This window comes from Gordonia oleivorans (assembly GCF_040044975.1).
In the GTDB taxonomy this organism is placed as follows: domain Bacteria; phylum Actinomycetota; class Actinomycetes; order Mycobacteriales; family Mycobacteriaceae; genus Gordonia; species Gordonia oleivorans.
This window is the reverse complement of record NZ_JBDZDI010000005.1, coordinates 257,638-269,661: the sequence shown is the minus strand read 5'-3', so window position 1 is coordinate 269,661 and position 12,024 is coordinate 257,638. Positions and strand designations below refer to the sequence as shown.

General features: G+C 66.9%; 12 protein-coding genes. 5 read left to right on the top strand and 7 right to left on the bottom strand.

The window, feature by feature from the left end:
• Nucleotides 1–37: 37 nt before the first annotated feature.
• The gene (locus tag ABLE92_RS11125) at nt 38–1,252 is read right to left on the bottom strand and encodes an acyl-CoA dehydrogenase family protein (protein WP_348804815.1); all 1,215 of its coding nucleotides are present in this window, start codon (nt 1,250–1,252) and stop codon (nt 38–40) included.
• A gap of 11 nt (nt 1,253–1,263) precedes the next feature.
• The gene (locus tag ABLE92_RS11120) at nt 1,264–2,640 is read right to left on the bottom strand and encodes a 4-hydroxyphenylacetate 3-hydroxylase N-terminal domain-containing protein (protein ID WP_348804814.1); all 1,377 of its coding nucleotides are present in this window, start codon (nt 2,638–2,640) and stop codon (nt 1,264–1,266) included.
• Between the two features lie 174 nt (nt 2,641–2,814).
• On the opposite strand from ABLE92_RS11120, the gene ABLE92_RS11115 reads away from it, so the two are divergent.
• Nucleotides 2,815–3,420 (top strand): TetR/AcrR family transcriptional regulator, encoded by a 606-nt coding sequence (locus ABLE92_RS11115; RefSeq protein WP_348804813.1) that lies wholly within the window; start codon nt 2,815–2,817, stop codon nt 3,418–3,420.
• A gap of 13 nt (nt 3,421–3,433) precedes the next feature.
• Here the strand turns inward: ABLE92_RS11115 and ABLE92_RS11110 are convergent, their stop codons facing one another.
• On the bottom strand, nt 3,434–4,351 hold the full coding sequence (locus tag ABLE92_RS11110) for a cytochrome c oxidase assembly protein (protein WP_348804812.1): 918 nt from the start codon (nt 4,349–4,351) through the stop codon (nt 3,434–3,436).
• 181 nt (nt 4,352–4,532) lie between these two features.
• Here ABLE92_RS11110 and ppk2 point away from each other — a divergent pair, with 181 nt between their 5' ends.
• The 3 genes from ppk2 (at nt 4,533) to ABLE92_RS11095 (ending at nt 6,696) form a co-directional block, all read left to right on the top strand.
• Nucleotides 4,533–5,381, top strand: coding sequence for a polyphosphate kinase 2 (ppk2, locus tag ABLE92_RS11105; protein WP_348804811.1), 849 nt, complete (start codon nt 4,533–4,535; stop codon nt 5,379–5,381).
• 41 nt (nt 5,382–5,422) lie between these two features.
• On the top strand, nt 5,423–6,022 hold the full coding sequence (locus tag ABLE92_RS11100) for an NUDIX hydrolase (RefSeq protein ID WP_348804810.1): 600 nt from the start codon (nt 5,423–5,425) through the stop codon (nt 6,020–6,022).
• Nucleotides 6,023–6,144: 122 nt separating this feature from the next.
• Entirely contained in the window at nt 6,145–6,696 is a 552-nt protein-coding gene (locus tag ABLE92_RS11095) for a YceI family protein (protein WP_348804809.1), read from the top strand.
• Between the two features lie 238 nt (nt 6,697–6,934).
• Here the strand turns inward: ABLE92_RS11095 and ABLE92_RS11090 are convergent, their stop codons facing one another.
• From ABLE92_RS11090 to ABLE92_RS11075, 4 genes are all read right to left on the bottom strand, one after another.
• Nucleotides 6,935–7,609 carry an RES family NAD+ phosphorylase gene (locus ABLE92_RS11090; protein ID WP_348804808.1) on the bottom strand — a complete coding sequence of 225 codons (675 nt, stop codon included), beginning with the start codon at nt 7,607–7,609 and terminating at the stop codon, nt 6,935–6,937.
• Nucleotides 7,606–8,301, bottom strand: a complete 696-nt coding sequence (locus ABLE92_RS11085; protein WP_348804807.1) for a MerR family transcriptional regulator — start codon at nt 8,299–8,301, stop codon at nt 7,606–7,608. Before ABLE92_RS11085 ends, ABLE92_RS11090 begins: the two co-directional genes overlap by 4 nt.
• Before the next feature lie 120 nt (nt 8,302–8,421).
• Entirely contained in the window at nt 8,422–9,333 is a 912-nt protein-coding gene (locus ABLE92_RS11080; RefSeq protein ID WP_348804806.1) for an alpha/beta fold hydrolase, read from the bottom strand.
• A 51-nt stretch (nt 9,334–9,384) separates the two neighbouring features.
• On the bottom strand, nt 9,385–10,959 hold the full coding sequence (locus tag ABLE92_RS11075; RefSeq protein WP_348804805.1) for an MFS transporter: 1,575 nt from the start codon (nt 10,957–10,959) through the stop codon (nt 9,385–9,387).
• A 119-nt stretch (nt 10,960–11,078) separates the two neighbouring features.
• Here ABLE92_RS11075 and ABLE92_RS11070 point away from each other — a divergent pair, with 119 nt between their 5' ends.
• Complete coding sequence (locus tag ABLE92_RS11070; protein ID WP_348804804.1) at nt 11,079–12,023, top strand: alpha/beta fold hydrolase; 945 nt, start codon at nt 11,079–11,081, stop codon at nt 12,021–12,023.
• Nucleotide 12,024 lies beyond the last annotated feature (1 nt).

Here is a 12,024-nt window from a genome sequence, read left to right as displayed (position 1 = left end):
CCGGTCAACGGATATGAGTGGCACCGGCTTGGCGTGGTCACTTGCGTGGCAGGCCCAGCCCGCGCTGGGCGATGATGTTGTACTGGATCTCGTCGGTGCCACCGGCGATGTGCAGTGCCGGAACACCGAGGATGAATTCCGACCACGCGAAGGAGTCCTTCGCACCGAGGTCGATGAACGCCGCGTCGCCGAGGACCGCGGCCGCCAGGGTGGCGATCTCGTCGGCCGCGGCGGCCATCAGCATCTTGCTCACCGACCCGGACACCGGTGCCATGGTGTGCGACCAGGATCCGGGGGTGAGATCGGCGGCGGCTCGCATCGCGGTCACCGCGGCGACGGTTCGCGCGATCTGCGGTCGGTGGATCGGGTCGGCCTCGGCGCCGAGCCGACGGACCAGTGCCACAACGCGTTCCATCACATACGGGGTGAGCGGTCCGGCGGCGCCGCTCATGGTGGCGCGTTCGTTGCCGAGACTGGTTGCGGCGACCCGCCAGCCCTGCCCGACATCACCGATCCGATGGGTGTCGGGTACCCGAACCCCGTCGAGGAAGACCTCGTTGAAGGCGGCGCCACCGGTCATCTGGCGGATCGGGCGCACCGTGACACCCGGGGCGTGCATGTCGACACAGAACATGGTGAGGCCGGCGTGTTTGGGGGCCTGCGGATCGGTGCGGACGAGTGCCTCACCGACATCGGCGAGGTGACCCATCGACGTCCACACCTTCTGCCCGGAGAGAATCCAGTCGTCGCCGTCGCGGACCGCCCGGGTGTTCACGCCGGCCAGATCCGATCCCGCGTCCGGTTCGGAGAACAGTTGGCACCCGATGAGCTCGCCGCGGAACAATCCGGTCACCACCCGCTCCCGCAACTCCGGCGGGGCGTGGTGCACCAGCGCCGGAGCGACGATGTTGAGTCCGACGAACAACGCCTCCCGGGATGGGAATCCCAACTCGTCGAGCACCGTGTCGAGCACCTGGTCGTGTGCGGCGGTCAAGCCGAGCCCCCCGAGGTCCACCGGCCCACTGGGCCAGGCGATTCCGGCGGTGAACAACGCACCCTGCAGGGCCCGGACCCGTGCGACGATCTCCTCGTGACCCTCGCGCAGTTCTTCGACGGCCGCGATGCGGTCACCGGAACCGTCGTCGTGGCCGTCGCCGCTCTGCGTGAACTCGCCGACCAGCGAGGCCAACCGCTCGCGCAGGAAAACCGCGAACTCCGAGATACCCTGTGGCGCTATGCCTGTCGTCGTCACCGACGTCACCGTCAGGCCAGTCCCGCGAGTTCGAGCGCGAGCCGTTTGGCCTTGTCCATGTCGTAATGCTTGCGGGCGACGAGCCGCTGGGCGTAAAGCCCACCGCCGGACTGGATCATGGTGACCAACTGCCAACCACCGTAGGCGTCGGCGGTGAAGTCGCGGATCGCATGGAAGAGCCGCGTCCGGTACTCCCCCGAGATACCGTCCTTGGTGGCCATGTACTTCTCGATGAACGGGCCCACCTCGTCGTTACGCAGGTCGGCGACCGACGGTGCGGTGAGGATCGAGCCACCCCCGATGTCGTGCAGGTGGCGCACCATCAGGCTGTATTGCTCGGCGGCGTAATGCTTTGCGGCGTTGGTGTAGAGCTCGCTCGGGAAGTACCAGCCCTCCGGGCTGGGTTCGGCGTTGGCGATCGCCGCCTCCAGCCCGGAGCGCGTCATCGTCGCGTAAATGACCATCTCGGCGATCTTCTCGCGGATGTGATTGATCCGTTCGGTGCCGTTGGCCTCGGCGATGAGCTGGGCCAGACCCACCAGCTGGTCCGCGAATTCGGCCATGTGGGCGGTTCCGCCGAGCCGTTCCCACAACCCGAGGGCGTGGGCGAAGGTGGCCGAATGGCCGGTCTCGCCGGCCAGGAAGACGCGTTCGTTGGGCACGAACACGTCGTCGAAGATGATGAATCCCTCCGGCATGTTGTGCTTTGAGCTGACCGGGAAGTCCTCTTCCCGTTCGCGCGGTGCGTAATTGGTGTTGACGATGCGGACGCCGGGTGCGTTCACGGGCACCGCGCAGGCGACGGCGTAGTCCTCCTCACCGGGCTTCATGTTCTTCGTCGGCATGACCACCAGCTCGTGGCAGACCGCCGCTGAGGAGATGTGCAGCTTGGCGCCCCGGATCACGATGCCGTCGGGACGGCGCGCCACGATGCGTGTGTATACATCCGGGTCGGTCTGCGCACCCGGTGCCAGCCGCCGATCACCCTTGGCGTCGGTGATGGCCTGCACACACCGCAGATCGTTGCGTTTGCAGTACTCGAAGTAGTCCTCGATCCGCGTGGCCAGCTCCGGGTGATCGGCGCGCATCCGGGCCGCCGCGGTGAGCAACGCGAGCAGTCCCTGGCTGGTGGTCACCGTGACCATGTCCCAGCCGAGCAGCTGCTCCAGGATGACCTTGAGATCGTCTTTGCTCTCCGGCACCGCGAAGTACGGTCCACTGGCGTCATCACCGGGGACGTGGTGCTGCTGGTATCCGTCGCCGATCAGTGCGATGGCCGTGGCGAACTGCGGGTGTTCGGCAAGTTGTTTGACCTCTTCACCCTCGGCGAAGATCCGCCTGCCGTCATCGAGCGACGCGATGTAGTCGTCCCTGGTCATCATCGCCATGCGCATTCTCCTTCGGTGGTCACCCGCATTGTTTTCTGATGCTAGATTCAGTTTCAGGAAATCACAAGGAGTCGGCGTCGGACGCGACGAACTCGCCGACACATTCGGCGAACATGCATACTCACAACCACAGGTCGGGGCGCCGACCACGACGAGACGAGGAAGCGGGGTCACGTGCCACCCACCACGAAGGGCCGTCGAACCGAGGCCGCCTTCCTCGACGCGGCGCGTCAGGTGTTCTCCGAGAAGGGATATCTGAACGCGAAGATCTCCGACATCGCCGCCGCGGCCGGCCGATCCACCGGATCGTTCTACAACTACTACGAGAACAAGGAACAACTCCTCGAGGCATTGCTCGAGGAGTTCGGCAGCGAGGTGGTGGCGGGTTCACTGTCGAGCAAACACGCCGATCCGGAGGCCGGGATTCGTGCCGCGGTGACCGCCTACTGGACCACCTACAAGAAGTACCTCCCCGAGATCATCGGCCTGTTCCAGATGTCGATGCTCGACGAGACCTTCCGGCAGCGCTGGCGCAGCAACCGGGCCTCGGGCATCGAACAGATCCTCAGCGGCCTGCAGGGCGCCGAGCGGGCCGGCTACCGCATCGGCCTGCCGCTCGACGCACTCGCCTCCGCCCTGGTCACCACCCTTGAGTCCTATTGCTACACATGGCTTGCCACCGATGGAGACATCGGCGTGGCACGCCCCGACGACGACACCGCCATCGAGATCCTGACCGCGATCTGGTACCGCACGGTGTACGGGCCCGGCACCGGGTAACCCCGGCGGACGCTCAGCGCCACCGCTGCTGCAATTGCGGATCGGCCTGCCACCACAGGCCGGGTGACGCGCTCGGCACGTCCTCGCCGTCATCGGCGGCATCGAGGACGGCGTCCACCGCGTCGGCGCTCTCACGCTCGTCGAGTCGGAATCGGTGAAACAGGACCAGCAGGAACGGCAGGCCGACGAGATCACCGAATATCCAGAAGACTCCCGCGCCGATCGTCTGGTCGGTGCGCAGCGACGGCCCCCACGTCCGGTGCACGGATGCGTAATAAGCTGCAGCAATCAACGGCCCCTGCCACATCACCACGCCGAGTACGCCGTCACCCAACGTCTCGACGATGGTGATCAGCAGCGACAGACTCGGCGAGTACCGTCGCGGCACCGGGTCGAGTTGCAGGCGCGCATAGAAGTAGCCGAAACCGCAGAGCACCAGCAGGATTCGGGTGAGCACATCCATGGCGTCGGAGCGCAGCACGAGCGGATACCAGCCGGTCAGGTAGATCAGCCAGGGCGTGAGCACCACGCCCGCCGATGTCACCACCGGCGATGCGAGGACGCGAACGACCCTCGAGGCGAGCGCATCGTCGACGAGTGATGCGCGATCGGGTCCGAGGGCCCGACACAGGACCGATACCGGCCGGCCGAGGGCCAGACAGAATGGCACGGCGAGCAACACCACGACGAACTGCAACGACCGCACCCAGAACAGGGTGTCGGCGTACACGCCGATGAAGCTGCACGCTCCGATGACCCACAGCACGACACCCGCCGCGAACGCACCGGCCGGCCGCCACCCGATCCCGGCGCGGCGCGCACCCCACGAGTAGGTGAGCGCTATCGCCACGACGAGGAGCAGCGTCGGCAGGTCGGCCCGCCACGAGGCGAACGCCGTGGTGAGTGTCAGTGGGGCAAGCGTCGATGACACGCGACCAGTATGCGCACACCGGGGACCAGGTAATCGACTCGTAAAGTGCAGGACTGCAACCGGATTCGGTTGGCTCAGACATTGCGGGGAAGATGGGGGATCGATTGCCACAGATGACGCCGCAGGCGATCACCGGTGGAATAGGGTGGACCCCACGGATCGTCGACGCGGAGGTCGGAACATGGGCAAGAAGAAGCACAAGCACGACAAGCGCCACGAACCGGCGGCGATTCCGCCGGCTCCGCCATCATCCGACCGTGAACCCATGTCCAACAAGGAGTTTCGCAAGCTCATCAAACCCCTGCACGCCGAGCTCGTGGCCCTGCAGGAATGGGTGAAGTCCACCGGGGCCAAGATCTGCATCGTCTTCGAGGGCCGGGACACCGCCGGTAAGGGCGGGGTGATCAAGGCGCTCACCGAGCGGGTCAGCCCACGCGTCTTCCGCGTCGTGGCGCTGCCCGCCCCCACCGAACGCGAGAAGTCGCAGATGTACATCCAGCGGTACGTGCCGCATCTGCCGGCGGCCGGCGAGGTGGTGATCTTCGACCGCAGTTGGTACAACCGTGCCGGCGTCGAACGCGTGATGGGATTCTGCACCGAGGAGCAGAGCACGCAGTTCCTGGCCGACACTCCCGGCTTCGAGAAGGCCGTGGTCGCCTCCGGGATCATCCTGCTCAAGTACTGGCTCGAGGTTAGTGAGGAACAGCAGACACTGCGGCTGCAGGGGCGGATCGATGACCCGCGCAAGTACTGGAAGCTCTCCCCGATGGACCTGAAGTCCTACACACATTGGGATGACTACAGCCGGGCGCGTGACGAGATGTTCCGCACCACCGACACCGGGTGGGCGCCGTGGTACGTCGCCAACACCGACGACAAGAAACGCGGACGCCTCAACGTCATCCACCATCTGCTCGAGCAGATTCCCTACACGCCGCTCGAACCCCTCGACATCACACTGCCGGAACGGACGGTCGGCGAGTATCGCGCCGCCGACCTTCCACTGCGCCGGATCGCGACGCCGTACTGACGGACCGGCATGGTCACCGAGGGGCGTGGTCAACTGAACGGGTGACCCATCCCGATCGAGACACCCTGACCGCACGCCTGGACGCCTTCGACCGCCGCGGTACCGAGCTCCCCGGTACCGCCGCCGCGGTGGCGGTGGTCATCACCGAGCGCGAGGGCACCCTCGGCATCTGGCTGATGAAACGTCCGGCGACGATGCGTCGGCACGCGGCGCAGTTCGCCCTTCCGGGTGGCCGGTGCGACGCCGGCGAGGACGCCCCGACGGCCGCGTTGCGCGAACTGCACGAGGAGATCGGCATCGCACTCGACGACGACGCCGTCGTCGGCCTCCTCGACGACTACCCCACCCGCTCGGGATTCGTGATCACCCCGGTCGTCTGCTGGGCGGGGGCAACCGAGGACCCCACGCCCAACCCGGCCGAGGTGGCACAACTGTTCTTCGTGCCTCTCGACGACGTCCTGGTCACTCCGCGGTTCCTGTCGATCCCCGAGTCCCCGCGCCCGGTCATCCAGTTGCCGATCGTCGGCGCCCTGGTCCACGCGCCGACGGCCGCGGTCATCCATCAGTTCGCCGAGGTGTGCCTGCGCGGTCGCCACACGCGCGTCGACGGATACGAGCAACCGGTTTTCGCCTGGTCATAGGCCCACGGAAAAAAGATTCGCGAATCCGGGAATGAAATCGGACCGCGGTCCGCTTATACTCGGCGATGGGTCACGACGGCCCAGAGACCACCAAGCATCACCAACCGAGCGTAGGAGCCACCATGAGCACCCCCACCGTCACCGCACCGATCGCCGCCGGCACCTGGACCATCGACCCGACCCACTCGACCGTCGGCTTCTCCGTGAAGCACCTGATGGTCAGCAAGGTCCGCGGCAAGTTCGACACCTTCAGCGGCACCATCACCGTCGCCGAAGACGGCACCCCGTCGGTGCAGGCCGAGATCGACGTCACCTCCATCACCACCGGAAACGCCCAGCGTGACGGCCACATCAAGTCGGCCGACTTCTTCGACGCCGAGAAGTTCCCGACCGCCACCTTCGTCTCCACCGACGTCCGACCCTCCGGCGACGACTACAAGCTCGTCGGCGACTTCACCCTCAAGGGCGTGACCAAGCAGGTCGAGCTCGATCTCGAGTTCAACGGCCAGAACCCGGGCATGGGACACGGCGCCGTCGCCGGCTTCGAGGCCAACACCGTCATCAACCGCAAGGACTTCGGCATCGACATCGAGATGCCGCTCGAGGGCGGCGGCGTGGTCGTGGGCGACAAGATCACCATCACCCTCGAAATCGAGGCCGTTCAGCCTTCCTGAAATCGCAGGCCACTTGATATTCTGAAACTCCCTTCTCACAGGGAGCGGTGACGAACCGATCGGCGTCATCGCACACGAGACCGATACCGCGACCCCCGACTGCGGTATCGGTCTCGTCGTATGTGGGGGATCGTGGCGATGCCTGGCCATATCTCTTGGCGCCGGACCGATGAGCGTGTGTCGCCGAATGACGACGACGGATGTGTGCCGCCGGCCGATGGTGCTGTTGCGGTGTCGGTCAGATGATGAGGGACAGCCCAACGCGGTAGGCGAAGGTTTCGACGGCGGGGCGCAGGGCCAGGTGGTTGAGGGGTTCGTTGAGGTCTGGCCGGTCGGGCAGTGCGTCGGCACCGCGTTCCCAGAGTGCGATGGAGCGGTTGGCCGGTTTGTTCGAGGTGGTGTAGATCAGACCGTCGACCGCACCGGCGCCGGTGTAGTGGTCGTAGATCGCGGAGGCCCACCGGCGGGCCGTGTCGCGGCGGCCACCGGAGATGGCGGCATTGGCACCGGCGATAGTCACCCAGTCACTGTCGGCGAGATCCAGCAGCCGCAGCGGCCGCGTCGGCGTGAAGAGGACGAGGTGTGGGAGATCTGTGGATGCGTCGACGGTGCCGGTGTCGCGGAAGCATTCCACGAGCGCGGTTTCCAGGACGGACATCGTGTACCGGCTGTCGGTGAGGGCGGGTGCGAGGTACATGATGGCGCGGCCGGTGTGTACGCGTGCCGGCGGTTGGTGATGGTCGAAACGCGACCCTGTCGGGCCGAACCACCGGAAGTCGTCCCACACTGCCGGGAACGGGCCGCCGGCGAAGTAGATGCGGCCGACCGGCACGCCGGGCCTGATGAGCTGCACGTGCTCGTCGGCGAGAACGGGGAACCGGGTCGGGTCCGGCGGCGGGAGGTATTCGGTCACGAAGCGTGCACAGCGAACGCGGTCGTGATGAGGTCGACGACGCGGTCGATGTCTCCGCCGCCGGCCAGCCACTGGCTGGGCGACAGGGATTCACCGGCGGCGGTGAGATCAGGATGTGGGGTCTGCATGAACCAGGCGACGGCGGTCGGGTGCGCGGTGGAGGGAAAGGCCGGCGCGACCCGATCCCATCCGGGGAGTTCACCGTCATCGGTGAACTGGAAGGCCGGAAGCCGATGTGCGGCACCGACCTTCACCGCAAGGAGGGTGCGATTCGACAGTCGTTGACGTACTCGTCCCGCAGTGACCCCCAGTCTGACGGCGGCCTCGTCGGTGCTCAGCGCGGTCGCGAGTAGGTCACCGGTGCGGTGCAGGGCGGTCGTCGACGCCCGTTCCTCCAGGGGTGGCATCTCGTCGACGAACGATCCCGCGGCCCGCAACGCCGCTTCCTGATCGGCGGTCATCATCCGCGACACCGACGTTGACGGAGCGGCTGCGAGGTTGTCTGCGAGGACCCGGAGAACGTCGACCATCGGTACGCCGAGGGACTGTTCGATCTCGTGCAGACTCGTCACGATCGCGCCGAGCTCGCCGGGTTGCGAAGGCCCGGTCATCGCCGGGCGCACGATCGAGTCGAGATCCCGCATCCCCCGACTGACCAGGGCGTCGCGGTGGGCGCGTGCCGGAGTACCCATCACACCCCTTTCCTATCGCGAATGCGTCAATGATCGCGCGCGATAGAACGGGGAAGGCCCTGGTGAAGAGACGAGTAATTGCACATCGGCGCCGGCCGCGCGGGAAGTCCGACCGCCGACTCAGGGCAGGATGAGCCGCGGCGGTGTGCTCACATTGGCCGCGCTCACAACCGCGTCGACCGCATTGAGGAACTGCGGGACGAATTTGTCGGCGCCGAGAACACAGCAGGCGTGCCCGCCGTCGACGTCGAAACGTTGCGCGCCGGGGATGCCATCGACGAGGAGCTGCTGACGTTCGGGCGATACGGTCTTGTCGCGGGTCGAGACGACCACGGCGGTGGGAACGTCGATCGTCTGCAGCCACTCACGAGAATCGAAGCGGCCCAAGCCTTCCCCGAAGTCGCCGGTGTGCGACAGCGGCGTGGACAAGAACTGGCGCATCCCCCACACCATGGTGTTGGAGGTCGGCTTGTCCAGGGTCTGCCCCGTCGGCCGCGGGATCACCTTGTAGACGGGCTTGAGCATGCGGCCGGTGCGATTGGCCTGTTCACGCAGCCGTGGATCGTTCGTACTGAAGAACGGACCGGTCGAGCACAGCACCAGGCCGGCGACGCGATCGGCATGCCGGCGCCACGCCAGCTGCGAGATGCCACCACCCATCGAGAACCCGGCTGCGACAAAGCGTTCGACGCCCAGGACATCGGCCAGTGCCGCCACGTCGTCGGCGCAGTCGAGCAGGTTGAACTCGGTGGACCGGATACCCCGGCCGTGCCAGCGGTGGTCGAGCGTGATCACCCGGTACCGCTGATTCAATTCGGGGATGGTCGGGTACCAGCACAACAGGCCGGTCGTCATCACCGAGTGCTGCAGGATGATCACCGGGGCGTCGGCCGGACCGGAATCGGTGACGAAGGTGGCACCCCGACCCGGGAGTTCGACCATGCGGCCGGCCGGCAGATCACGGACCCGCGGGTAGGGCGACTGCCCCAACGGCAAGGCTCGTGCCACCCGATCCACCACTGACGTACTCACCGGTACGACGGTACGCGAGGATCCTTCCCGGGACCTGTGGACAGGCGCGTCCTAACCCACCGGCACGCAGAACAGATGTTCCTGACGGGACCGCCCGTCCTCGGTGAGGGCGAGCGCGTCGGCCACCCGCTGATGGTCGTACTCGGTCCAGCGGTCGATGCGCTGACGCTGGTACTCCGACCACGAGCCGACGACGAACTGCTCGACGAATGCGTCGGCATCGGCTCCGTCGCGGAACAGATGCCAGTTGCGCGCGCCGGTCCGCCGCCGCGCCTTGGCCACGGCCGCCATCCGGTTCATGAACTCGTCGTGATGGTCGGCCGCGACTCGATAGAACGCGCTCACCTGCACCGGGCCGTCGTCGGGAGCGGGTTCGAAGATCAGCGTCGGTTCCGGCCATGCCGCCGAAACGGTGCGGTCGAGCGTCCCGGTCTCGGCGTGGATCGGCAGCGCCACCACGCTCACCGCGGTCACCACGAGGCCCACCGCGGCGATGATCAGAGCCCACCGCACGCTCAGTGCGCCGCCGACCGCGCCCCAGACGAGCGAGCCGACACCCTGCGATCCCATGAACACCAGCAGGTAGGCGGCCATACCGCGGGCGCGCACCCAGGTTGGCAGGGTCAACTGCATCTCGGCGTTGAGAGTGGACAGCGTCGCAATCCAGGCGATGCCGGTGGGGATGAACACGATGACCGCCACGATCGCCGGGGCGACGGCGGCGGCCAGGGTGCCACCGGCGAACACCACCGCCGAGGACGCGAGGATCACGTTGGGCGGCAGGTGATCACGCATCCAGGGCAGCGCGAAAACACCGATGATGGCGCCGGCACCCAGAACGCCCAACACGATCCCGTAGCCGGTCGATCCCCACCCGAACGAGTCGGAGACCACCACCGGCAGCAACGCCCACAACGCCGACGCCGGAAACGCGAAAAGCCCGGAACGCACCAGGATGCGCCGAACGATCGGTGCGGCGATCACGTACCGCACGCCGACCACCAGCGATGTCCCGAGGTGCTCGGGTTCCAGTTGCGCAGTGGCCGCCGGACGCCGCCACGTCAGCAGCGCCGCCACCACCGCCACGTAGGAGAGCGCATTGATCGCGAACACGACCCCGGCACCGCCGACGGAGAACAACACACCGGCCAACGCCGGTCCGACGGCGCGGGCCACGTTGATCGACATGCTTCCCAGGGATGCCGCGTCGGCGATCTGCTCGCGGGGCACGAGATCGGGATTGACCGCCTGAAAGGCCGGCGCCGCCAGCGCCGACCCCGCTCCCAGCAAGAACGTCAGGATGAGCAGGGTCACCGGATCGAGCAGATCGGCCCAGGCCAACACCGCCATGACCGCGGCGACCACCGTTGCATACGCACTCATCACGACCAGCAGCCACTTGCGATCCAGGATGTCGGCCAGCACCCCGGCGAGCAGGGATAACAGCACCGTGGGGATCAGGCTCGCCGTTTGGACCAGTGAGATCACCGTCGGGCCGGCGTGCGCGTCGACGAGGAACCACTGTGCGCCGACGGTCTGCATCCAGAGGCCGATGTTGGACACCATCTGGGCGATGAAGAGGTTGCGGAACACCCTGTTGCGCAGTGGCGCCATTCCCCATGACATACAAACCCCATTTCGTTCGCCGGGCGAATTGTTCTCCACAGTGCCCTATTCGCGTTCATCGGGACACCGACCGTCGACCCGCCTTCCCCGACGCGACCCCACAGTGCGATCCTGATCACATGATGGAAATCGACCGCCCGAAGATCGAGGGTTCGGTGGCCGTCGACGCCGGACGACGCCGTATCGGGTTTGCCGAGTTCGGCTCGGCCACCGGCCGCGCCGTGATCTGGCTGCACGGTACGCCGGGTGCACGCAGGCAGATCCCGACCGAGGCGCGCGCCTACGCCGCCGAGAACCACATCCGCCTGATCGGCCTCGACCGGCCCGGTGTCGGCAGTTCCACCGCCCACCGCTACCAGCGGGTCGCCGACTTCCCCGCCGACCTCGACCCGGTCCTCGAGGCACTGGGCATCGAGAAGTTCGTGGTGATCGGCATGTCCGGCGGCGGCCCATACGCCCTGGCCTCCGCCTACGCCTTCCCCGACCGGGTGGTGGCCGCCGGGATCGTCGGCGGCGTCGCACCGACCGTCGGCCCCGAGGCCATCGGCGGCGGGGCGATGCGACTGGGGACACTCGCCGCACCGATCGTCGGTGTGGCAGGTGCGCCGGTGGGCAAGATCATCAGCTCGTTCCTGGGAGTGGCCCGGCCGATCGCCGATCCCGCGATCCGTCTCTACGGGCAACTATCTCCGCGAGCCGACCGCGAACTCCTCGCCCGCCCGGAGTTCCGGGCGATGTTCCTCGACGACCTGCTCCACGGCGGGAGCCGCCGGATGGACGCGCCGTTCGCCGATATCCTGGCGTTCTCCCGCGACTGGGGTTTCCGCGTCGCAGACATCTCCACCCCGGTACGGTGGTGGCACGGCGACCACGACCACATCATCCCGTATGCTCATGGGACACATATGGTTTCGCTGTTGAGTGATGCCAAGCTGTACGAGCTTCCCGGTGAGAGTCACCTCAGTGCGCTGGGTGCCTCCACCCAGATCCTCGCCGAACTGATGGCCCTATGGGATTCCGCTGACGCCGCCGAGGAACCCGCCGGACTTCTCATCGAACCCTGAC